Genomic DNA, 21,742 nt, shown 5'->3' on the forward strand with positions numbered 1-21,742 from the left:
CTGCGGGCACTCATTTAAGTCTATCCCCAATGAGTGCCCGGCAGCGCCGGCGGACCTACAGGTCACCTCCGGTGCCCAGTAGCTTGCGCATGACTTGCTCGGGGTTAACCGAGCCATCGCGCGGGGCCAGGGCGGTGATCTTCTTCTGCATCTTGTACTCGTGCAGCTCATCCTCGAGCTGGCGCACGCGAGCGCGGAGCTTCTCGTTCTCGCGCTCGCGCTCCTCGGCACGCTCCTTCATATCGAGAATGCGCACCACGCCGGCAAGGTTGATACCCTCGTCAGTCAGCTGGTTGATGAGCTCCAGACGCTCGATATCGGCACGCGAATACAGGCGTGTGTTACCGCCCGAGCGCTGGGGGTTCACCAGGCCCTTAGACTCGTAGACGCGCAGAGTCTGCGGATGCATGCCGGTCAGCTCGGCCGCCACGCTGATCATGTACAGCGGTTTGTTCCTATTGTCCTCGGCCATGCTACCTGACCCCTTTCCGTCTCGTTATCGTCCATCATAAGCCCGCGGGCGCGGGCGCGCGCCGCGACCGCCCTAGTACGTCGCCTTGTAACGGTTGACCTTCTCGCGATAGTCGCGCGTGTCGGCCTCGCGCAGCTTGGTCATGGCATCGCGCTCGTCATCGGATAGGTTCGTGGGGACCTGCACCTTGATCTCGACGAGCAGCGCGCCTGTGCGGCCACGGTGCTTAACGTCGGGCGCACCCATCTCCTTAAAGCGGAACTTCTTGCCCGTCTGGGTGCCAGCGGGCACCTTCAGACGAACCGTCGCGCCGCCGGGCGTGGGCACATCCACCGTGCAGCCGAGCGCCGCCTCGTAGACCGAGACCGGTACCTCCATGGTCACGTCGGCGCCTTTGCGCTTGAACAGCGGGTGCTCCTCCACATGCGTGGTCACGACCAGGTCGCCGCGCTCGCCACCCGCAACGCCATACTCGCCGCGACGCTTGTAGCGTAGCTTGCCGCCATCGACCGCGCCCGCGGGCACCGAGACCGTGATGGTCTGCTGCTCGCCTGTCGAGGGAATGCGATAGGTGACCTTGTGCGTCACGCCGCGAAACGCGTCCTCGGCCGTTACGTCGACAGTCAGCGACAGGTCGCCGCCCTTGCGCGCGCGGCTGCGGCCCGCGCCGGCACCGGCAGCGCCCGCGGCCCCGGCAAAGCCCGAGCCCCAATCGCTGCCCCAGGCGCCGTTGCCGCTAAATATGCTGTCGAAGATGTCGCCCCAGCCGCTGGCGCCCGCGCCGGCACCGTAGCCGCCGCCATACGCGCCGCCCGCGCCCGGCATGCCGCCAAACATGAGCATCTGGTCGTACTCTTTGCGCTTCTTCTCGTCCGAAAGCGTTTCGTAGGCCTCGCTAATCTCCTTGAACTTGGCCTCGTCGCCGCCGGCATCGGGGTGATATTTTTGCGCGAGCTTGCGAAACGCGCTCTTGATCTCTTTGTCGGAGGCGCTCTTGGATACGCCCAGGATGTCATAGAAGGTTTTGCCTGCAGCCATCGTAGCTCCTCTCCTGTTACGTCCGCCGTCCATGCAGACGACGGCTCATGCTTTCATATGGCACTAGGTCAGAAAGGGCCCCGGGTGTTGCCCCGGGGCCCTTCTCAATTACTCCTCGGTGCTCTCGGCCGTATCGGCCGTAGCATCCTCGGGCGCCGCTTCGGGCTCCGGTGCGGGGCGCTTCTCGCCACCGTAGGTCACCGTCACCATCGCGGAACGCAGAATACGATCCGCCATGCGGTAGCCCTTCTGGTACACGTCGTTGACGGTCTCGTCATACTGCGATGCGTCCTCGACGCGACCCACAGCCTGGTGCTCGAGCGGATCGAACGCCTCGCCCTTGGGGTCGATGGGCTCAACGCCCTCGTGCGCAAACACATCGAGCAGCTTGGCATGAACCGCATCGACGCCGTCGACGAACTGCTTAAAGTCGTCGGAAAGCTCTTGGCTGCGGGCATGGTCGATCGCGCGCTCGATATCGTCGATCACCGGCAACAGCGCGGTGACAAGCTTCTCGGTCGCGCGCTCGCGCTCGGCGATGCGCTCGTTGGCGGTGCGGCGACGGAAGTTCTCCCAGTCGGCCTGTAGACGGGCAGTGCGCTCGGTGGCGTCCTTCGCCTTGTCCTCGGCGGCCTTCTGGGCCTCTGCCGCAGCATCGAGCTCGCTGCGCACGTCGGTAAGCTCCTTTTGGGCCTGCTCGAACTTGAGCTTAAAGTCGTTGTCGGCGGCTTCCTCACCGGCGCGGATAGCGGCTTCCACCATCTCGTCCTCGGCCATCGTCGCCTCCTTGTTGGAATCCTCTACCTGGTTCTCGGCAGCCTCGGCGGCCTCGGCCTCGTTGGCCTCGGTATCGTCGACGGCCTCTACGGGAATCTTCACGTCCTTCTCCTCAGAGTCAACGGGGGCGGCGCCAGTGGCGGCCGCCTCCGTGCGAGCTTTACGGGCGGACATGATTACTTGTCCTCGTCGTCCACAACCTCGTAGTCGGCGTCGACAACGTCATCGTCGGCAGACTGGGCACCGGCGGCACCATCGGTCTGCTGCTGAGCGTCGGCGTAGACAACCTGGGCCAGCTCGTAGGCCACAGACTGCAGGGACTCGCCAGCGGCCTTGATGGCCTCGACGTCGGAGCCCTCGAGCGCCTTCTTGGCGTCGGCGATAGCGGCCTCGGCCTTGGACTTCACATCGGCGGAAACCTTGTCGCCCAGCTCGTTGAGGGTCTGCTCGGTGGAGTAGCACAGGCTGTCGGTCTGGTTGCGGACCTCGACCTCTTCCTTCTGCTTCTTGTCCTCCTCGGCATGAGCCTCGGCGTCCTTGACCATACGATCGACTTCGTCGTCGGACAGAGCGGTGGAGCCGGAAATGGTGATCTGCTGCTCCTTGCCGGTGCCCTTGTCCTTAGCGGAGACCTTGACGATGCCGTTGGCGTCGATGTCGAAGGTGACCTCGATCTGCGGCACACCGCGGCGGGCAGCCGGGATGCCGGTCAGCTGGAACTTACCGAGCGACTTGTTGTCGCGAGCAAGCTCGCGCTCGCCCTGGAGCACGTTGATCTCGACGCTGGTCTGGTTGTCGGCAGCGGTGGAGTAGACCTCGGTCTTGGAGGTCGGGATCGTGGTGTTGCGGTCGATCATCTTGGTCATGATGCCGCCCATGGTCTCGACACCCAGCGACAGCGGGGTAACGTCGAGCAGCAGGATGCCCTCGACGTCGCCGGTGAGCACGCCGCCCTGGACGGCAGCGCCGTCGGCAACGACCTCGTCGGGGTTCACGGACATGTTAGGCTGCTTGCCGGTCATGGTCTTGACGAGCTCCTGGACGGCGGGCATACGGGTGGAGCCGCCGACGAGGATGACCTCGGTCAGATCGGAGAGCTTAAGCTTGGCGTCGCGCAGGGCGTTGGTGACAGGCTGCTTGCAGCGCTCGAGCAGGTCGCGGGTGATCTTCTCGAACTCGGCGCGGGTCAGCGTGTAGTTGAGGTGCAGCGGGCCGGACTGGTTCATGGTGATGAACGGCAGGTTGATGGTGGACTGCTGGGCGGCGGAGAGCTCCTTCTTGGCGTTCTCGGCGGCCTCCTTCAGACGCTGCAGGGCCATGGGATCCTGACGCAGGTCGACACCGTTCTCCTGCTGGAACTTGTCGGCCATCCAGTCGATGACGCGCTGATCCCAGTCGTCGCCGCCCAGGTGGTTGTCGCCCGAGGTGGACAGAACCTCAAACACGCCGTCGGCGAGGTCGAGGATGGAGACGTCGAAGGTGCCACCGCCCAGGTCGAAGACCAGGATGCGCTGGTCGGAGCCCTGCTTGTCCAGGCCATAGGCCAGAGCAGCAGCGGTCGGCTCATTGACGATACGCTTGACGTTGAGGCCGGCGATCTTACCGGCGTCCTTGGTGGCCTGACGCTGGGCGTCGTTGAAGTAGGCCGGGACGGTGATGACGGCGTCGGTGACGGTCTCGCCCAGATACTTCTCGGCGTCGGCCTTCATCTTTGCGAGCACCATGGCGCTCACCTGCTCGGCGGTGTAATCCTTGCCCTCGATGTCGACGACGGCACGGCCGCCCTGGCCCTCCTTGACCTCATACGGCACGGTCTTGAGCTCGGAGGTGCACTCGGAGTACTTGCGGCCCATGAAGCGCTTGATGGAGAACACGGTGTTCTTGGGGTTGGTGACCGCCTGGTTCTTAGCGGCCTTGCCCACGACGCGGTCGCCGTCGGCACGGAAGCCCACGACGGACGGGGTGGTGCGGTCGCCCTCGGCGTTCACGATAATGGTCGGAGAACCGCCCTCGAGGACGGCCATAGCGGAGTTAGTAGTACCAAGGTCGATACCAAGAATCTTGCCCATTAGAAATTCCCTCTCTCTTTTGCGTTCGCGCCGCCTCGACGGTCTGTCGCGCGGCGCTTCGGCTTGTCTTTCAGGATGTAGTGTATCCCCTTATGGGCCGGAATATACAAAATCTAAGTCAATTCATATAAGATTTCTTATTGCCGAGAGTTTAGGTTCTCAAATGCGCAGGTAGATGCACTGTTTTAGTTCTCGGCAGATCTATTGAGATCTATGTAGAGTTGACTGAGGTTTGGGCCCGAAGGTGTCTGGGGCTGCCTTGCGGAAAGGGTATCCCGGTCTGAGCGTAGATTCCGGGTCGCAGTTTCCGTCTGAAGGCTCAACCGGAAACCGTATCCCGTTTTGAGAGCTGATACCGGGTCGCAGTTTCCGCTAGCGGGCCCAACCGGAAACTGCGACCCGGTTTTCGGCCAAATAACGGGATGCCCTTTCCGCAGGCGCGCTCAATAGGTCAATATTACAAGTCACCTATAGCTAACATTTGCGCAGCTCAACGGCCCCACCTGCGCGTTTTTTAGTAAACCTTGGCATACTCGGCGAACGGTATGAAGATGCCGGCCAGAGGGTATTGCAAACGGTCGCTCCCGTGGTATGTTTTTGCCCGAATCAAACCGGCGCGCATCGCCTGTAGCGTCGGTCAACAGAGAGGAAACTACCATGGCTCATCCCGTAATTGATGCCGACGAGTGCATCGCTTGTGGCGTTTGCGTCGACTCCTGCCCCGCTGGCGTTCTGGAGCTCCAGGACGTCGCTACCGTCGCCGACGAGGACTCCTGCGTCGCCTGTGGCGCTTGCCAGGACGCTTGCCCCGCTGGCGCGATCACCGAGATCGTCGAGGAGTAACAACTCCCCCACTTGCACACTCAAAAGTACACCGTGCACAAAAAAGGAGGCTTCCGCATCGCCGCGGAGGCCTCCTTTTTGTGCGGATAACCAATTAGGCACCGTCGCAGGTTGAGCTCACGTCAGCGAAAACGTCCCTAAGCGAGCAAGGTGACGTGAAAGAGGAGGGAAGCGTACTTTGGTACGCGACCGACGATTGAACGTCAGATTGCCGCTTAGGGACGTTTGCAGCATCGGCTACGATAGATCGTCCTCGTAAGGCATTAAATCGGCAAGGTAGCCCTTCTCCTTGAGTATGGCCTCGATCTCGTCGAGGGTCTGCTCGTCCTCCGCCGCGATGCGATGGAAGTGGTAGCCGCTCGTCACCGTTAGTAGTGGAAAGCTCTTGCCGCTCTCGATATCGTGCAGGTAGCGCTCAACATCGCGACGATTGCGGATGTCCAGGTCGGCCGTGATCTTGCCGTACACACGATGGTTGACGATCACGTTGAGCACGGCGCCACCCGCGTCGACGATACTCGTAAGCTCGTCGACCGCCTGCTCCACGCCGTGGCGCACCTTAACAAGACGCGTGGGCACGGCGGGGCTACTCGCGGCTTCCTGCAGCACGTAGCCGCGGTTGGTCGCCACGATATCGTGCCCATCGGCACGCAACAGGGCAATATCCTGAACCACGACCTGACGGCTCACGCCAACCTCGCGGGCAAGTGCGCTGCCCGAAACGGGCTCCTTGGCTCCTTCGAGCACGCCCATGATGGCACGGCGACGCTCGCGGGCGTTCATTATTTACCGTCCAGCAGACGCAGGTGCTTAAGCGAGAGGTCGAGGATCGGCGCAGAGTGCGTCAGGGCGCCCGAGCTAATATAGTCGACACCCAGATCGGCCAGGGCGCGAATGTTGCTGGCGTCCACGTTGCCCGAGCACTCGGTCTTGGCGCGGCCATCGATAAGCTCAATCGCGGCAGCCATGTCGTCGTGGGTCATGTTGTCGAACATGATGATGTCGGCGCCGGCTTCCACGGCCTCGCGCACCATGTCCAGGTTCTCGCACTCGATCTCGACCGTCGTGGTAAACGATGCATGGGCGCGCGCCATCTCGATCGCACGCATCACGCCGCCGGCGGCGTCGATGTGGTTGTCCTTGAGCATGACGGCCGTCGACAGGTTGTAACGGTGGTTGCTGCCGCCGCCGATCTCGACCGCGGCCTTCTCGAAGACGCGCATGCCCGGCGTGGTCTTGCGCGTGTCGACGAGCACGGTCTTGGTTCCCTCGAGCGCCGCGGCCATGCTGTGCGTGTAGGTAGCGATGCCGCTCATGCGCTGCAGGTAGTTGAGCGCCACGCGCTCACCCGAAAGCAGCACGCGCGCATCGCCCCGCACCTGACCCACATGGTCGCCGGCATGCACCTCGTCGCCATCCGAAACATCGAACAACACGGAGCTCTGCGGATCCAGCAGCTCAAAGGTGCGAGCGAATACGTCCAGGCCGGCGATAATGCCATCGGCCTTGGCGATGAGCTCAACGGTAGCGGGGCGCGCCGTGGGGCACACGCTCGCCGTACTCACGTCCTCAAACGTGATGTCCTCGCGCAGAGCCTGCAAAATCAGATCATCGACGACGAGCTTCATGGTAATGGGATTCATGGTCTACTCCTCCACGGCCTGTGTGCCGGCAGCACGGGCCAAATCATCGATTGCAAGGGTCTCGGCGCTCAGGGCGCGGTGACGTCCGTCAAGCGCGGGCTCACCGGCCTGCTCCACGGTCAGCGACTCGCCGGTGCGCATACGCCAAGCAGCGCGGCGGCCCCAAACTAGGGACTCGAGCAGGCTGTTGGAAGCTAGACGATTCTTGCCGTGAACACCGTTGCAGGCCGTCTCGCCAGCGGCGTAGAGCTCGGGCATCGAGGTGCGGCCGTCCTTGTCGACCCACACGCCGCCCATAAAGTAGTGCTGCGTGGGCGTAACGGGAATGGGCTCGTCCAAGATGTCGCGACCGTCCTCCAGACAGCGCGCGCGGATGTTGGCAAAGTGCCCGGTCACCACGTCGCGCTCGACGGGGGCAAAGCTCAGCCACTCGTGCTCGGTGCCGTCCTGCTTCATCTGCTCGCGAATAGCGGCGGCGACAACATCGCGCGGCTGCAGCTCGTCGGTAAAGCGCTCGCCGGCGGCATTGAGCAGAATCGCGCCTTCGCCGCGGCAGCTCTCGCTGATCAGGAAGGTGCGGCCCGGCTGCGGCGAGAACAGTCCCGTGGGGTGGATCTGCACGTAGTCCAGGTGCTCCATCGTGATGCCGTGCTCCTGCGCGATGTAGCAGGCGTCACCGGTGAGCTGCGGGTAGTTGGTCGAATGGTCGTACACGCCGCCGATACCGCCCGTCGCCCACAGCGTATGGTGGGCATGGATCTTAAACGGCTCGCCGGCATGCACGCCCTCGGCGGCATTTGCCAGCTCGTCGGCGGGACGAACCGAGTTGTCCTCGTCCACGGAAACGGCGACGACACCGGTGCACACCGTGGCGCCATCACGCTCGCCCGTCAGGATGTCGGTCATGGCCACGTGCTCCAAAATCTGCACGTTATCCAGCTTGCGAACGGCCTGGAGCAGCTTGGTCGTGATCTCCTTGCCCGTAATGTCGGCATGGAAGGCAATACGCGGACGGCTGTGCGCGCCCTCGCGGGTAAAGTTGAGGCTGCCGTCGGCCTTGCGCTCAAAATCCACGCCCATCGCTAGCAGGTCGTTGATGACCGAACGGCTCGAGCGAATCATGATGTCAACACTCTCGCGGCGGTTCTCGTAATGGCCGGCGTGCATGGTGTCCTCAAAGAAGGCATCGTAGTCAGAGCCTTCGGGCAGCACGCAGATACCGCCCTGCGCGAGCATCGAATCGCACTCGTCGACGGCGCCCTTGGAGAGCATGATTACGCGCGTGCTCGTCGGCAGGTTGAGGGCCGCATACAGGCCCGCCACGCCGCAACCGGCAATGACGACGTCGCACTCCATGTCGGAGTATTGTTTGGTTTCCACAGGAATCCTCTCCCCTGTAATGTGGCATAAGGGATGGCCCCTCATGTCACATTGGCTTAGCGCGCCGCGTACTCGAGCATGCGGTCGAGCGTGAGCTTGGCCTGATCGGCGGCCTCGTCCGACACGCCAATCTGCACCTCGCCCTCGCCCGTCTCCAGGCAGTGCACGAGCTTTTCGAGCGTGATGAGATCCATGTTGACGCAGGTGGGCTGCACCGCGGGGAAGTAGAACTTCTTGCCGGTGCTCTGGCAGCGGCGCTCGAGCTCGTAGAGCACGCCGCGGACCGTCACGATGATGAACTCGCTCGCGTCCGACTCCTCGGCGTACTTGATGATGCCGGCGGTGGAGCCGATGTAGTCGGCCTCGGCCAGGACGTCGGCCTTGCACTCGGGGTGCGCCAGCACGAGCGCATCGGGATGCGCCTCCTGCGCGTCGACAATCTGCTCGACGGTGATGATGTGGTGGCGCGGGCAGTAGCCGTTGTTGAGGATGACGTGCTTTTGCGGCACCCGCTCGGCTACGAAGCGGCCCAGGTTTTGATCGGGGATAAACAGGATGTGCTGCTGTGGCAGCTCGGATACGATCTTGACGGCGTTGGAGCTGGTGACGCACACGTCGCTCCAGCTCTTGATCTCGACCGTCGAGTTGACGTAGCAGACCACGGCAAGGTCGTCGCCGTACTCGGCGCGCGCCGCGTCGACCGTCTCGCGCTTGACCATGTGAGCCATGGGGCAGTCCGCGCCCGGCTCGGGCAGCAGCACGGTCTTGGTGGGGTTGAGCAGCTTGGCGCTCTCGCCCATAAACTCCACGCCGCACAGCACGATGGTCTGCTGCGGCAGGCTCTTGGCGAGCTTAGCCAGGTAGAAGCTGTCGCCGACGTAATCGGCCACAGCCTGGACCTCGGGCGCCACGTAATAGTGCGCCAGGATCACCGCGTCGCGCTGGGTTTTAAGTTGCTGAATGGCCTCGACGAGCTCTGCGGGCACCAATGCCGCGCGCTCCGTTGCCGTCGTTGCCGATGCCAGGCCGGCCGCAATGTCGCGTGCAAGCTCCGACGCATCCATGTTCGCGCTCTGTGCCATCAAGGCCCCTCTCTTTTGGCGAATCTTGGGGCTTTAGTATGACACCTAGGTTTACAGCTGACAAGACAGCTGTAAACCTAGGTGTAAAGTTGAAATAAAGATTCAATCATGCGGCAGGTCCATTTTCGAACTGGCAAGCTGAGGACAGCCGAAAATGGACCCGCCCCATGATTCGGGCAGCCCGTTTTGTCCTGGACCAAGGGGCAGTGGTCAAAAAGGGCCAAATATGAGTACTGTCACCAAATTAGTAGCATCGATTTTCCGGTCCAGAGCAGCAAAATCGCCTTGTTTGGAGCCCGATCGCGACTCTGAAGAACGAAAATCGATGCACTTTTGGCCTCTGGCACCGATTTTTGAGGCCATTTGGCTGCCACCAAACTTGTAACAGTACTCATATTTGGCCCTTTTTGACCACCGGGTTTCCGGCAGGCCCCAAAAGCGGGCCCGAATCGCTCGATCCGGGCCCGCTGGGGGTAGCGAGCACAATCGAGGTGTAAGAAGCAAGAGAGGGCCATCGCCTAGAATCGTCAGCGCCTAGATATTCAACGAGAGGAAAGACAATGGTCCGCAGCGACATGCTACCCCAGCCGGACCGGGGGCTCGGCCTCGACCGGCCCCAGACCGAGGCATTTCACCGACGAGTTCAAGAGGAAGATAGTCGATCTCCACAACGCCGGAAAACCCAGGCGCGAGGCCATGGACGAGTGCGACCTCGACAAGAGCACCGTGGAGAGGCGGGTCAAGTCGATAAACGAGACCGGCTCGCCGCGCGCCGCCGACAACCGCACGCCCGAGTAGAACCGGATCCTGGAGCCCGAGCGCGAGAACCGCAGGCTCCGGATGGAGGTCAACGTCTTAAGACGAGCGGCGCCAGCATACGCTCGGAAGTCAGGGCCATGGCGGCCAACGGGGGGCCGCTGCCCCATATCGGCGCAGCGCTGGCATCGAGGCCTTCTGACCTGTGTCAAGATTTCGGACACGCATGCTCGAGAAATCAAGCGGCCATAGGCATGGCCTCGAGCTTGGGCTCGGTTCTCTCGAAGAAGGCCGCCATGGCCTCGGCCGGCACCTTGTAGCCGATCGTCGAGCGGGGCCTTCGGCGGTTGTAGTACGCCTCGATGAACTCGACCACCGCGTGCTTGGCGGAATCCCTGGTCGGGAAGCTGCGCCTGTAGTACATCTCGTTCTTCAGCGTGGCGAGGAACGACTCGGCCACCGCGTTGTCGTGGCAGTTGCCGGCGCGGCTGCAGGACAGCCGCACGTCGTTGTCGCGCGCCCATTCGGCCAGAAGCCTGCTGGTGTACTGGGCGCCGCGGTCGGCGTGGAATATCGCGTTGCCGGCCACGTAGCCGCGCGATTTGGCCGACGCCAGCGCCGAAACCACGATGTCGGCGGTCATGCGCTCGGAGAGCGACCAGCCCACCACCATGCGGGTGTTGAGGTCGATGACCGTCGACAGGTACAGCCATCCCTCGCCGGTGCGCAGGTAGGTGATGTCGCCCACGAGCTTGCAGGTTGGAACGGGACTGGTGAAGTCGCGGCGCACCAGGTCGGGCCGGGGCCTGGCCTTCGGGTCGGGGATGGTGGTGCGCTTCCTGTCGTTGGGCGTGCAGCCGCGTATTCCCAGCTCGCGCATCAGCTTGCGCACCCTGTACAGGGTCAATCCGGAGAACTCGCCGGGCAGGAAGCATTTCACGAACCGGAAGCCGAACCTGCGGTCCGACTCCAGCCACACGCGCCGGACCGCCTCGCGCTCGGCCGACCAGTCTTCTCGCGGGCAGCCGTTGGAGAGCCACGAGTAGAAGCCCGATCGGCTCACGCCGAGCACGCGGGCCATCATTTTCACCGGGAATTCGGCCTTCTCCGCCAACATCATCCGGTAGCATGCGGCTACGCCTGGCTTTTGGCGAAGAAGGCCGCGGCTTTTTTTCAAGAAGGCGTTCTCCATCTCGAGCTCGCGCATGCGCCTTTTCGCCTCGCGAAGCTCGCGGTCCTCGGCCTTGGGGTCGGGCCCGCCGGCAAGCTCGCGCCGGCGGTTCTGCACCCACTTGTTCACGGTCTTGGAATTCAGGCCCAGTTCTGCGCAGCATTCCGTTATCGGCCTGCCCGTCGAGATGATGTAGTCGGCGGTCTCGCACCTGAACTCGTCGGTGTACTTGGCGGCTGGGTTGGACATAGCATACCGTCCTCTCGGTCGTCGATGAATGCATTCTAAAGGATTGGGCCTCTAGCATGCGTGTCCGAAAAGACGATACAGGTCAGACAACCCAATCAGACGTCGTCTCGAGCGCGTCCTCTGCACGGTCGACCGTGCTTCTGACCTTGGCGCCCTGCTTGAACCACGAGCGCAGGTCCTCGAGGGTGCTGCCCGCTGCATACACCTTGATTTTTCGACCGCCCTTCGTAGTCACCGTGCAGCGGTCGCCGCTCTCGCTGTTCTCGTGCGCCGTGACCTTCTTGAGGTAATCGCGACGGAACGCCACGACGCGGGCATTGCTGATCTCGATGAACCAATCATCGTCGACAAGCGAAGTGCCCGTGGTACCTCGACTTGCCATCTCCTCGGCGAAGGAGAAGCCGAGTTCGCGCTCCTGCCTGCCGATCTCGAGGATGCCGCGGGCGGGCATACTGAGCATGAGCAGGGGCAGGAGTCCCCCTATGAACAGGAAGAGGAACGGGACGAGCAAGAGCAAGCGGGCTCCGGCATCGGTGAAAACAGCCATGAAGGCGATCACGAGCGAGAAGACGAGCGCCATGCCGTTGAAAACAATCGTCAACGGCTTGATGGCAGACCAACACAGACCCGCCTTGGTCATCGGGCCGTCAACAGCGTCCGAGACCTCGATGCCCTCTTCCTCCAGACGGGCGAGGAGGTTGAGCGAGCACACCCCCTCGAGGCTTATCGAGCAGAACTTCCGGTCGCCCTCGAACAGGTCGATCCTCATCATCTGCGTGTGAAGCGTTGCACGGGTGATGTTGCCAAACGTCGTCTCCTTGCGGATGCCGAAGGCGTTACGCGAGAGAATTCGCTCACCGTCCACGTCGATGCGCGGGATGCTCAGCAGGGCCCAGATGGCCATGCCCGCGAGCGCCATGGCGTGACCGAACCACACAAGTTCGTGGTCCCACTCGCCCAACGAGACGCCCTGCCAGACGTAGACACCCAGCATGAGCAGTTCGAACGCGACGGCGCAGCAGGCGATGATCGTGCGAATGGCAGCGGGCATGCGCACCGTGAAGCGATCGAGGCTGTCCGTCGCCTCACTGCGCTCGCGCGCGCCGCGACGGGCGACCCATGCAGTGAGCGGACCGACGATGAACACCACCATCGCCACGCGCAGGAACGATTCGAGTATGTCGCCCATATTAACCACCATCCCAATAGAGAACTTGAATTGGAGAGACTATAGCAAAGCAAAGCGGTCCGCACGGCATCGTCCGGGTGTTTTCGGCATACGGTGGAAACCAGCGGCAGCGGACGTTGAGAACTCACCCAAAAGACGCGATTCGACCGAAGCGATTCTTCTTGACTTGGTCTCAATGTGATACGACATGCGCCACTACCTGCGCGGTCTAGCGGCCCTGATCGAAGAGGGTCACACCGATGAGGCACTCGAGCGCATCGACGCGCTCTGCGAGACCAACGACCGCACCGCCGTGCGCCGCTACTGCGCCAACGAAACGGTCAACATTGCGCTCTCGTCGCTTTCCGCGGACATCAACGCGCACGGCATCACCGCCGACCTGCACGCCGCCGTGCCCGAAACCGTCCACGTGGGCGATGTCGATCTATTCAGTGTGGTATCGAACGCCCTGGACAATGCCATCGCCGCGGCGAGCGCCGCCCCCGAAGGCAAGCGGTTTGTCGACCTGGACCTTCGCTACGAAGACGGTCAGCTTCTATTGCTGGTTTCCAACACGTTTGGCCGTGCGCCGCACATGGTCGACGGCATGCCCGTGGCTCAGCACACTGGGCACGGCTTTGGCACCAAGAGCATTATGCTTGCCGTCGAGCGCATGAACGGCAACTGCCAGTTCCGCATTAACGGCGACCGGTTTGAGCTGCGCGCCGTGATGTAGGGGCTGCCGCCAACCTCGCTACAGCGGTGCAGCCGCCGGGGTCAGCTGCTTAATGTAGGCCCACATGCGCTGCTTGGCGGCCTTGTCGGTGAGCGCCGCCTCAAAACCGTCGAGCGCCAGCACGCGGCGCCCCTGCACATGGGCGACCAGGCCGGGCTTGAGCATGGCGGTGTCAAAGTCATCAATTGCCACAAGCATATCGGCATAGGTCTCGCGCATGACATCGGCCGCACTGTTGTCCAGCAGCAGCACCGCCTCGGGGTCCAAGGTCTCCAGCGCCTCGCGGAACAGGTCGCACGTCAGGGCCTCGCCCGCCGCGACCGCTCCGTCGCCCGCGCCGGCGACGCTTGCCAGCACACAAAAATCCTCGGGGGCATATCCGATGGCACCGAGCGCCTTGCGCAACGCGGCGCCATCCGCGCCGGCGGCCAGCTCGCCGCCCGAGCACTCGGCTTCATCCAAATCGCCTTTGACCAGCACAATCGGCGAGCACGCGTTGCCCGCGATACGCACACCGCGATCTGCAAGCGACGCGAGCTCCTGCTCGGTCGCCTGAGCGATGGCTTCTTTTTTCTGGCTTTGTGACGTGGGCATGCGCTCTCCAATCGTTTGCGTGCCCACCATTATATAAAAGAGCCGCCCGCGAGTGGTTGCTTTGCGGGCCGCTGGGTATAAGCACGGTCGTACTGAGTTTTACGCGGCCGAGCCGCGTCGTATTATGGAGGTCACCATGGCTGACATTAAGCAGATTACCCCCGAGAACTTCGGCGCTGTCATCAACGATAGCCTGCCCGTACTGGTTGATTTTTGGGCCCCGTGGTGCGGCCCCTGCCGCTCGCTCTCGCCCATCGTAGACGAGGTTGCCGACGAGCTGGCCGGCAAGTTGGCTGTGGCCAAGTGCAACGTCGACGACAACCAGGACCTGGCCATGAAGTTTGGCGTCATGAGCATCCCCACGCTGATCGTCTTTAAGAACGGCGAGGAGGTCGACCGCTCGGTTGGCGCCCTACCCAAGGCGAGGCTGCAGGCGCTGCTGGAGAAACATCTGTAATACGCTTGTTACATGTTGCCGTCTGTCTGCCGTCCATGAGCGCTTTTACGCCGCTCGCCGGACTTCTGAATGCACCGAGTGCGACCACGGATAGTATGGTAGTTACAAACAGCCCCCAGTGAACGGGTGCGGGTCGCACAGGCTCGCACCCGTTTTCTTATGCAGCTGCGCGCAAAGCGGGCGTAGTAAAATCTGAACCACTGAACTGCCCCATACAAAAGGAGATTTCCCATGCATGATGTTGGAATGAACATGAGCCAGCTTGCCATGAGCGTCAAACAGGTCGACGACACCATCGAGCTCGCTCACGAATGGAGCCATCAGTTGCTGCATGCGACCGAGAATTTTGACATGGAGCGCATCGGCGCCAAGCTCGAGGCCGCCATGGCCGCGTTGCACGAGGCGCATGACGCGCTCGAGGGCTACGAGGAAGCCATCGAGGCCGACCACAACTCCGTCGGCTCCGTGAAGCTGGTGTAAGGTGGCCGAACACGAGCACGGCTGCGGGTACGAGCACGAGCATCCGCACGGGGCGGACGGTGACGCGGGCTGCCACTGTAGTGGCTCCGGCTCCGAGCTGGTCCGTTTTTCGGTTACCGCACCGGATGACCTGCTGCGCCGTTTTGACGAACAGATCGCGCGCCGCGGCGACGTGGCCAACCGCTCCGAGGCCGTGCGCGACCTGATTCGCGCCTCGATCGCCAAGGAGCAGATGCGCACGCCCGACGAGCATGTTATCGGGTCGCTCACCATGATCTACGACCACCATACCGGCGACCTGACGCGCCGTCTGGACGAAGTGCAGCACGACTACACCGGCGAGATCGTATCGACCATGCACGTGCATCTGGATCACCACAACTGTCTGGAGATCCTGGCACTCAAGGGTCGCGGCGAGCGCGTCTACGAACTAGCCGATCGCCTGCTGGGCCTGCGCGGCGTTAAGCACGGCGAGCTCACGTGCGCCGCCACCAAGCAGAGCCTGGGGCTGTAGCGCACCTACCAAAAAGGGACAGGTTTGTTTTGGCAGGTTTAGCGTTTTACCTACCAAAATAAACTTGTCCCTTTTTGGTCGGTTTTGATGAGGAGTGTCGCATGCGGCATGTGCATATTCATGTGACGGGCATTGTGCAGGGCGTTGGCATGCGACCATTTGTGTATCGCGAGGCCATGGCGCATGGCATTTGCGGATGGGTGCTCAATGCGGGCGACGGCGTACATATCGAGGCGCACGCTCCGGCCGATGCGCTCGATGCTTTTGTTGCCGCGCTTTCTGAGCATGCGCCCGCGGCGGCTCGCGTAGAGCATGTCGAGGTTGTGGACTTGGGGCCTGGCGGTTGGAGTGCTGCCGATGAGCAGGGCTTTCGCATTGTGGCATCGCAGGACCAGACCGCGCACACGACGCTCGTCTCGCCCGATATCGCTACCTGTGACGATTGTCTGCGCGAGTTGTTCGATCCCGCCGACCGACGCTATCACTACCCCTTTATCAACTGCACTAACTGCGGCCAACGCTTTACCATCATCCGATCGTTGCCTTATGACCGAGCGGCCACGTCGATGGATTGTTTTCCCATGTGTCCCAAGTGTGCCGCGGAGTATGCCGACCCACTCGACCGGCGTTTTCACGCGCAACCCGATGCCTGCTTTGATTGCGGGCCGCATATTACGTGGCGCGAGGCTGTGAACGGCGATGCGTGCGGGAATTCGTCCGCGACACCGGCAGTCGGCACCACACGCGAGGCCAGCGACGCCATTATCGAGCGCTGCGTTGAGCTGCTGGCCAGCGGTGGCATCGTCGCCATCAAGGGCCTGGGCGGATTTCATCTAGCCTGTGACGCCGCCAGCGAGCAGGCGGTGGCCGAGCTGCGCCGTCGCAAACGCCGCAGCAACAAACCACTTGCCGTCATGATGCGCGACCTTGCCGACGTTGAACGCCTATGCCATGTCAGCGACGTTGAGCGCGGCTTGCTGGCCGGCAGCATTCGCCCCATTGTGCTGCTGCGCCGACGTGCTGCTTGCGAGAGCGGCGGCTCCCCCGACGCCCTCGCGCTCGCGCCGTCCGTCGCGCACGACCTTCCAGAGCTCGGCATCATGCTCCCCTATACGCCGCTTCAACATCTGTTGCTTGCCGCGGCAGAAGCCTGCGGTATGCACGCGCTCGTCATGACCAGCGGAAACCTGAGCGAAGAACCCATAGAAACCGACGACGATCTTGCCTGGGAACACCTCGTTGCCGCCGGCATCGCCGATGCGTTGCTCGGCAACGACCGCGCGATCCTCTCGCGCTACGACGACTCTGTAGTGCGCGTGGTCGACGGCGCCGTTATGCCCGTGCGCCGCGCTCGCGGATATGCACCCCAGCCGTTGCCGTTGCCGGCGCTCGACGGCGCTCCGTCCTGCGTGCTCGCCTGCGGGCCACAACAAAAGGCCACGATTGCGCTCACGCGTGAAGGGACGAACGGCGAGGCAACCTGTTTTGTGTCGCAGCATATCGGCGATGTTGAAAACGGCGAGACCTTCGATGCCTGGAACGCCGCGCGCACGCGCTTGGAAGATCTCTTTGACTTGGCGCCCGCCGCCTTGGCCTGCGATTTGCACCCCAGCTATCTATCGAGCCAGTGGGCGCGCGAGCAGGCACGGGAGCACAATCTGCCGCTCGTCGAGGTGCAGCACCATCATGCGCATATCGCGAGCGTAATGGCCGAGGCCATCGCCGCGGGCCAGCTTACAACCGACGCGCGTGTCCTTGGCATCGCCTTTGACGGCACCGGCGCCGGCACCGATGGGACCATTTGGGGCGGCGAGTTTCTTGTTGCCGGCCTTGGCGGCTTTGAGCGCGCCGCGCATTTACTCACCTGGGCGCTCCCCGGCGGGGCGGCCTCCGTGCGCGACGCCCGCCGCAACGCCTTTGCCCTGCTCAGTGAGCTCGGTCTGCTCGAGCACCCAGGCGCCGCTCGGCTTTTGGGCAGCCTCGACGAGCAAACGCGCAGCGTGACAGCCACCATGATCGAGCACGGCATCAACAGCCCGCGCACCAGCAGCATGGGGCGTCTCTTTGATGCCGCGGCAGCAATTCTGGGCATCTGCGACAAGGCAACCTACGAGGGCGAGCCTGCCATAGAACTCGAAGCCGCCGCCTGGCGCGCGTTCAGCAGTGAAAGTGCCTGCCCCACCGGCAATATGGCCAGCTTTTCCGTAACCGAATCATCCCGTCCGGACGACTTCCATGTTCTGAACTCCAGACCGCTTTTTGAGGCGCTTTTGGAGGGAATCAGGACCGGCGTGCCCGCCGGCAAGCTCGCGCTCGACTTCCATGTCACCATCGCACGCGCGTCGGCCCGCATCGCAAGCGAGATCTGCGTCCGTGAAGACCTCGACACCGTCGCGCTCTCGGGCGGTGTGTTCATGAACCGGCTTTTGCTTCAGCTCCTTACCCACGAACTCAAAGACGCCGGTCTTGCCGTCTTGGTCCCCCACGCTGTACCCGCCAACGACGGCTGCATCGCCTACGGTCAGGCCGCCATCGCTCGCGCTCGCCTCGCGCAGACGGCGTTGCGATAGGCTGTTTTGCCAGCCTGCGCGCCGCCGTCTCACAGGTGTAACGCGTTTGCTCGTGACTTCCGCGAGCGCTACCATCAACTGATGGGTAATTAGGCGCCTATCCAGCGCAAAACGTATAAAAGGGGAACATTATGTGCCTTGCCGTTCCCGGTAAAGTGGTCAAACGCGACGACGACCTTAAGGCGACCGTCGACATGATGGGCATCGAGCGCCCCATTTCGCTGCGTCTCGTACCGACGGCGCAGGTTGGCGACTATATTCTCGTACACGCCGGCTTTGGCATCCAGATCGTCGACGAGCAGGAAGCGCAAGAAACGCTCGAGCTCGTTAACGCCATGACCGAACTGGCCGAAGAAGACCAACTGGCCAGCAATCCGGCCGAGGCATACTAGTGGCGGCCGGACAGCCGGCGCGTTCCGGTATCGACTTTTCGGCATTTCGCGACCCCAGGCTGGCTCGCGAGCTCATCGATCGTATTCATGCGCTTGTCGGCAGCCGCAGCATCAACCTTATGGAAGTCTGCGGCACGCATACCGTGAACATCGGGCGCTATGGCTTTCGCTCCATTATGCCTGCCGGGCTCAAACTGCTGAGCGGTCCGGGTTGCCCCGTCTGCGTTACCGCCAACCGCGATATCGACCATGCAATCGCGCTCGCCAAGATGGACGGCGCCATCATCACCACCTTTGGCGACATGATGCGCGTGCCAGGATCGTCCACCTCGCTTGCCGCGCAAAAGGCGGCGGGACGCGACATCCGCATCGTCTACTCTCCGCTCGACGCACTCGACATTGCTGAGCAAAATCCCGAACGCCCGGTTATCTTTATGGGCGTCGGCTTTGAGACCACAACGCCCACCATTGCCGCCGCCATCCTAGAGGCCGACGCGCGCGAGCTCCAGAACTTCTCGGTCTACTGTGCTCACAAGACCACGCCGCCGGCTCTGCGTGCGATCTCCAACGACCCCGAAACGACCATCGACGGCTTTATCCTGCCTGGTCACGTCGCTACCATCACGGGCCTGGCACCCTTTAGGTTTTTGGTCGATGAGTTCGAGACCCCCGGTGTAGTCACCGGGTTTGAGCCGGTCGATATCTTGCAGGGCATCTGCATGCTGGTCCAGATGGTTGTCGAGCACAGGCCCGCAATCGACAACGCCTACCGCCGTGGCGTCAATGCAGACGGCAATCCCGTAGCGCGCCAGCTGGTCGAGCAGGTGTTTGAGCCGTGCGACACCACGTGGCGCGGACTGGGACCGATTGCGGCTTCGGGTCTTTCCATCCGACCCGAATTCGTGCGCTTTGATGCCGGCGCCCGCTTTGACGTACCCATTGAACCGACGGTCGAGCCACGCGGCTGCCGCTGCGGCGACGTGCTGCGCGGAGCCATCACGCCGAGCGACTGTCCTCTGTTTGGCCGCGCTTGCACGCCCGAACACCCCGTCGGCCCCTGCATGGTGAGCTCCGAAGGCAGCTGCGCGGCGTACTTTAGATACCGCGACTAGCCCGGACGCTCCCGCGTACCGGCACCACCCACGATTGGAGTTTTCGATATGTCCCGTAATGCCACCGATAGCACTGTCCTGCTGGGCCACGGCTCCGGCGGCCAGATGATGAAGCGCATTATCGATGAGGTCTTTCTGGATGCCTTTGGGTCGCCCGAGCTGCTCGCGGGCAACGATGCCGGCGTCGCCGCGCTGCCCGCAAGCGGGCGAATCGCCATGTCGACCGACAGCTTTGTGGTAACGCCGCAGTTCTTCCCCGGCGGCAATATCGGCCGCCTCGCCGTATGTGGAACCGTCAACGACGTCGCGACCTCGGGCGCCAACGTGCGCTACCTCTCATGCGGCTTTATCCTCGAAGAGGGCTATCCCATGGACAAGCTGCGCCAGATTGTGCAAACCATGGCCGAAACAGCGCGCGAGGCGGGCGTGTCCATAATCACCGGCGACACCAAGGTGGTCGAGCGTGGAGGTGCCGACGGCGTCTACATCAATACCGCCGGCGTGGGCGAAGTGCCCGCGGGCGTAGCGCTCAGCGGTGCAAACTGTCGGCCCGGCGATGTCATCCTGGTGTCGGGTACGCTAGGCGACCACGGCATCGCCATCATGAGCCAGCGCGAGGGCTTGGCGTTTTCGAGCAACATCGAAAGCGACGCCGCACCGCTCAATCATCTGGTTGCCGACGTGCTCGCCGCCGCCCCCGACACCCGCTGCTTCCGCGACCCCACGCGCGGCGGCCTGGCATCCACGCTCAACGAGTTTGCCCAGGCCAGCGGCGTTGCCATGGAGATCGACGAGGATGCTGTGCCCGTGCGCCCCGACGTGCAGGCCGCCTGCGAGATGCTCGGCTACGATGTGCTGCAGGTGGCAAACGAGGGCAAGATGGTTGCCGTGGTGCCGGCCGAGCAGGCCGATGCCGCGCTGGCAGCCATGCGCGCCGCGCGCTACGGCGAAAACGCCGCGATTATCGGTCGCGTGCTGCCGCTTGCCGAGGACACCCGTCCCGCCGTGCGCGTACGCACCGGCTGGGGATCGACCCGCATCCTCGACATGCTCGTAGGAGAACAGCTTCCGAGAATTTGCTAGGGCGGAACCGCACGGTCGGCGCGATGCGGCTTGATATCCCTGGAGATGTTCAGATTCCAGCCACGCCAGACACGTAAGCCCAGTATTATGAGGTGCGTTTTAAACCCAATGACGGGAGCTTTCATGGCAGCAGCTTTTTCCCATGTGATTTTTGATTTAGACGGCACCATCCTCAACACGCTCGAGGACCTGGCGGCCGCCGGCAACCATACCTGCGAGACGCACGGCTGGCCTACGTTTGCCGTCGACGAGTACCGCTACAAGGTGGGAAACGGCATGCTCAAGCTGGTTGAGCGCTTTATGCCCGCCGAGTATGCGGGCGACGGCCGTATGTTTGAGCAGACGCTTGCCGAGTTTAGGGCTTACTACGGCGAGCACAAGGAGGACCACACCGCCCCCTATGCCGGCACGATCGAGATGCTCGACCGCTTGCGCGCCGCGGGTGTGCAGCTTGCCGTACTCACTAACAAGGACCACGTCTCGGCGGCTTCGCTTATCGAGAAATACTTTGGTTCCGAGCGCTTTGCGCTGGTGCAGGGCCGTGTCGATGCGTTTCCGCCCAAGCCCGAAGCACCCGTCACGCTGCATGTGATGGAAGAGCTGGGTGCCGATCCGGCAACCACGCTCTATGTGGGCGATTCCAATGTCGATATCCTGACCGGCCACAACGCCGGCCTCAAGAGCGCCGGTGTCACCTGGGGCTTCCGCGGCCGCGCAGAGCTGGAGGCCGCCGGCGCCGACTACGTGGTGGACACCCAGGACGAGCTCGCGGCGCTGATTCTGGGCGAGTAGCGGGGCTGTCGCTCAACACGGCTGCATAGATTCTGTCGCGCGGAAAGCGCATCCCATTTTGCCGCCTCAGAATGGGATGCGCTTTCCGGTTGAGCCTTGTCGGGGAATCGGCATCCCGTTTCAGAGCAATATTCCGGGTCGCACTTTCCGCAACCCACCCCATCCGGAAACCGCGACCCGCTATTCGGCCAAAAACCGGGCCGCATTTTCCCGACCACCCGATGCAACGCTGGCGCAAGGAGTGTCCCCAACTGCCGGCAGAAAAGGAACGTCCCCAAGTGCCGCCCCAATGACTACCATGGCAACGCCGCAGGTAGAGGACGGACAGACACTATGACCCAATCCAGGGGCACGGAGACGACAG

The 21,742-nt window shown here is 62.8% G+C and carries 21 protein-coding genes; 10 read left to right on the forward strand and 11 right to left on the reverse strand.

The genetic code is table 11. The annotated features are described in order from the left end of the window. Positions 1 to 55: 55 nt before the first annotated feature. The 4 genes from DW661_RS04170 to dnaK all read right to left on the reverse strand — a co-directional run bounded on the left by DW661_RS04170 (position 56) and on the right by dnaK (position 4,356). Positions 56 to 472, reverse strand: coding sequence for a heat shock protein transcriptional repressor HspR (locus DW661_RS04170; RefSeq protein ID WP_055250809.1), 417 nt, complete (start codon positions 470 to 472; stop codon positions 56 to 58). A gap of 72 nt (positions 473 to 544) precedes the next feature. Beyond that, positions 545 to 1,510, reverse strand: a complete 966-nt coding sequence (locus DW661_RS04175; protein ID WP_055285310.1) for a DnaJ C-terminal domain-containing protein — start codon at positions 1,508 to 1,510, stop codon at positions 545 to 547. Positions 1,511 to 1,618: 108 nt separating this feature from the next. Next, positions 1,619 to 2,461, reverse strand: a complete 843-nt coding sequence (locus DW661_RS04180; RefSeq protein WP_118934758.1) for a nucleotide exchange factor GrpE — start codon at positions 2,459 to 2,461, stop codon at positions 1,619 to 1,621. A gap of 2 nt (positions 2,462 to 2,463) precedes the next feature. Continuing rightward, a complete protein-coding gene (gene dnaK / locus DW661_RS04185; RefSeq protein ID WP_118934760.1) occupies positions 2,464 to 4,356 on the reverse strand; it encodes a molecular chaperone DnaK in 1,893 nt (630 codons plus the stop codon). Between the two features lie 657 nt (positions 4,357 to 5,013). Here dnaK and DW661_RS04190 point away from each other — a divergent pair. Beyond that, positions 5,014 to 5,199: a DUF362 domain-containing protein gene (locus DW661_RS04190; protein WP_006235216.1), complete on the forward strand. Its 186-nt coding sequence runs from the start codon at positions 5,014 to 5,016 to the stop codon at positions 5,197 to 5,199. 237 nt (positions 5,200 to 5,436) lie between these two features. Here the strand turns inward: DW661_RS04190 and DW661_RS04195 are convergent, their stop codons facing one another. From DW661_RS04195 to DW661_RS04225, 6 genes are all read right to left on the reverse strand, one after another. Beyond that, positions 5,437 to 5,982: a transcription repressor NadR gene (locus DW661_RS04195; RefSeq protein ID WP_118934762.1), complete on the reverse strand. Its 546-nt coding sequence runs from the start codon at positions 5,980 to 5,982 to the stop codon at positions 5,437 to 5,439. Then, positions 5,982 to 6,842 carry a carboxylating nicotinate-nucleotide diphosphorylase gene (gene nadC, locus DW661_RS04200; RefSeq protein WP_118256336.1) on the reverse strand — a complete coding sequence of 287 codons (861 nt, stop codon included), beginning with the start codon at positions 6,840 to 6,842 and terminating at the stop codon, positions 5,982 to 5,984. The genes DW661_RS04195 and nadC overlap by 1 nt, the downstream gene beginning before the upstream one ends. A gap of 3 nt (positions 6,843 to 6,845) precedes the next feature. Then, positions 6,846 to 8,222, reverse strand: coding sequence for an L-aspartate oxidase (locus DW661_RS04205; RefSeq protein ID WP_233547449.1), 1,377 nt, complete (start codon positions 8,220 to 8,222; stop codon positions 6,846 to 6,848). A gap of 56 nt (positions 8,223 to 8,278) precedes the next feature. Next, positions 8,279 to 9,304 carry a quinolinate synthase NadA gene (gene nadA, locus DW661_RS04210; protein ID WP_117564544.1) on the reverse strand — a complete coding sequence of 342 codons (1,026 nt, stop codon included), beginning with the start codon at positions 9,302 to 9,304 and terminating at the stop codon, positions 8,279 to 8,281. Positions 9,305 to 10,298: 994 nt separating this feature from the next. Next, a complete protein-coding gene (locus DW661_RS04220; RefSeq protein ID WP_118934764.1) occupies positions 10,299 to 11,480 on the reverse strand; it encodes an IS3 family transposase in 1,182 nt (393 codons plus the stop codon). Between the two features lie 82 nt (positions 11,481 to 11,562). Further along, positions 11,563 to 12,669: a hypothetical protein gene (locus DW661_RS04225; protein WP_233547450.1), complete on the reverse strand. Its 1,107-nt coding sequence runs from the start codon at positions 12,667 to 12,669 to the stop codon at positions 11,563 to 11,565. A 187-nt stretch (positions 12,670 to 12,856) separates the two neighbouring features. On the opposite strand from DW661_RS04225, the gene DW661_RS04230 reads away from it, so the two are divergent. After that, positions 12,857 to 13,384 (forward strand): GHKL domain-containing protein, encoded by a 528-nt coding sequence (locus DW661_RS04230; protein ID WP_117843688.1) that lies wholly within the window; start codon positions 12,857 to 12,859, stop codon positions 13,382 to 13,384. Between the two features lie 18 nt (positions 13,385 to 13,402). On the opposite strand, the gene DW661_RS04235 is transcribed toward DW661_RS04230, so the two are convergent. Further along, positions 13,403 to 13,978 (reverse strand): hypothetical protein, encoded by a 576-nt coding sequence (locus DW661_RS04235; RefSeq protein WP_117564541.1) that lies wholly within the window; start codon positions 13,976 to 13,978, stop codon positions 13,403 to 13,405. Between the two features lie 136 nt (positions 13,979 to 14,114). Here DW661_RS04235 and trxA point away from each other — a divergent pair, with 136 nt between their 5' ends. From trxA to DW661_RS04275, 8 genes are all read left to right on the forward strand, one after another. Further along, positions 14,115 to 14,435: a thioredoxin gene (gene trxA / locus DW661_RS04240; RefSeq protein WP_117757734.1), complete on the forward strand. Its 321-nt coding sequence runs from the start codon at positions 14,115 to 14,117 to the stop codon at positions 14,433 to 14,435. 231 nt (positions 14,436 to 14,666) lie between these two features. Beyond that, entirely contained in the window at positions 14,667 to 14,915 is a 249-nt protein-coding gene (locus DW661_RS04245; RefSeq protein WP_006235225.1) for a hypothetical protein, read from the forward strand. A 1-nt stretch (position 14,916) separates the two neighbouring features. After that, positions 14,917 to 15,429: a nickel-responsive transcriptional regulator NikR gene (gene nikR / locus DW661_RS04250; protein WP_199408882.1), complete on the forward strand. Its 513-nt coding sequence runs from the start codon at positions 14,917 to 14,919 to the stop codon at positions 15,427 to 15,429. Positions 15,430 to 15,530: 101 nt separating this feature from the next. Next, a complete protein-coding gene (gene hypF / locus DW661_RS04255; RefSeq protein ID WP_117629672.1) occupies positions 15,531 to 17,999 on the forward strand; it encodes a carbamoyltransferase HypF in 2,469 nt (822 codons plus the stop codon). Positions 18,000 to 18,130: 131 nt separating this feature from the next. Continuing rightward, positions 18,131 to 18,391: a HypC/HybG/HupF family hydrogenase formation chaperone gene (locus tag DW661_RS04260; protein ID WP_117629671.1), complete on the forward strand. Its 261-nt coding sequence runs from the start codon at positions 18,131 to 18,133 to the stop codon at positions 18,389 to 18,391. Continuing rightward, the gene (gene hypD, locus DW661_RS04265) at positions 18,391 to 19,503 is read left to right on the forward strand and encodes a hydrogenase formation protein HypD (protein ID WP_233505688.1); all 1,113 of its coding nucleotides are present in this window, start codon (positions 18,391 to 18,393) and stop codon (positions 19,501 to 19,503) included. The genes DW661_RS04260 and hypD overlap by 1 nt, the downstream gene beginning before the upstream one ends. A 48-nt stretch (positions 19,504 to 19,551) precedes the next feature. Further along, positions 19,552 to 20,586, forward strand: coding sequence for a hydrogenase expression/formation protein HypE (gene hypE / locus DW661_RS04270; RefSeq protein WP_117629670.1), 1,035 nt, complete (start codon positions 19,552 to 19,554; stop codon positions 20,584 to 20,586). A 123-nt stretch (positions 20,587 to 20,709) separates the two neighbouring features. Then, on the forward strand, positions 20,710 to 21,378 hold the full coding sequence (locus DW661_RS04275) for an HAD family hydrolase (RefSeq protein WP_233547451.1): 669 nt from the start codon (positions 20,710 to 20,712) through the stop codon (positions 21,376 to 21,378). Positions 21,379 to 21,742: the final 364 nt, after the last annotated feature.

It is taken from the genome of Collinsella sp. AM24-1, assembly GCF_003470325.1.
Lineage (GTDB): Bacteria > Actinomycetota > Coriobacteriia > Coriobacteriales > Coriobacteriaceae > Collinsella.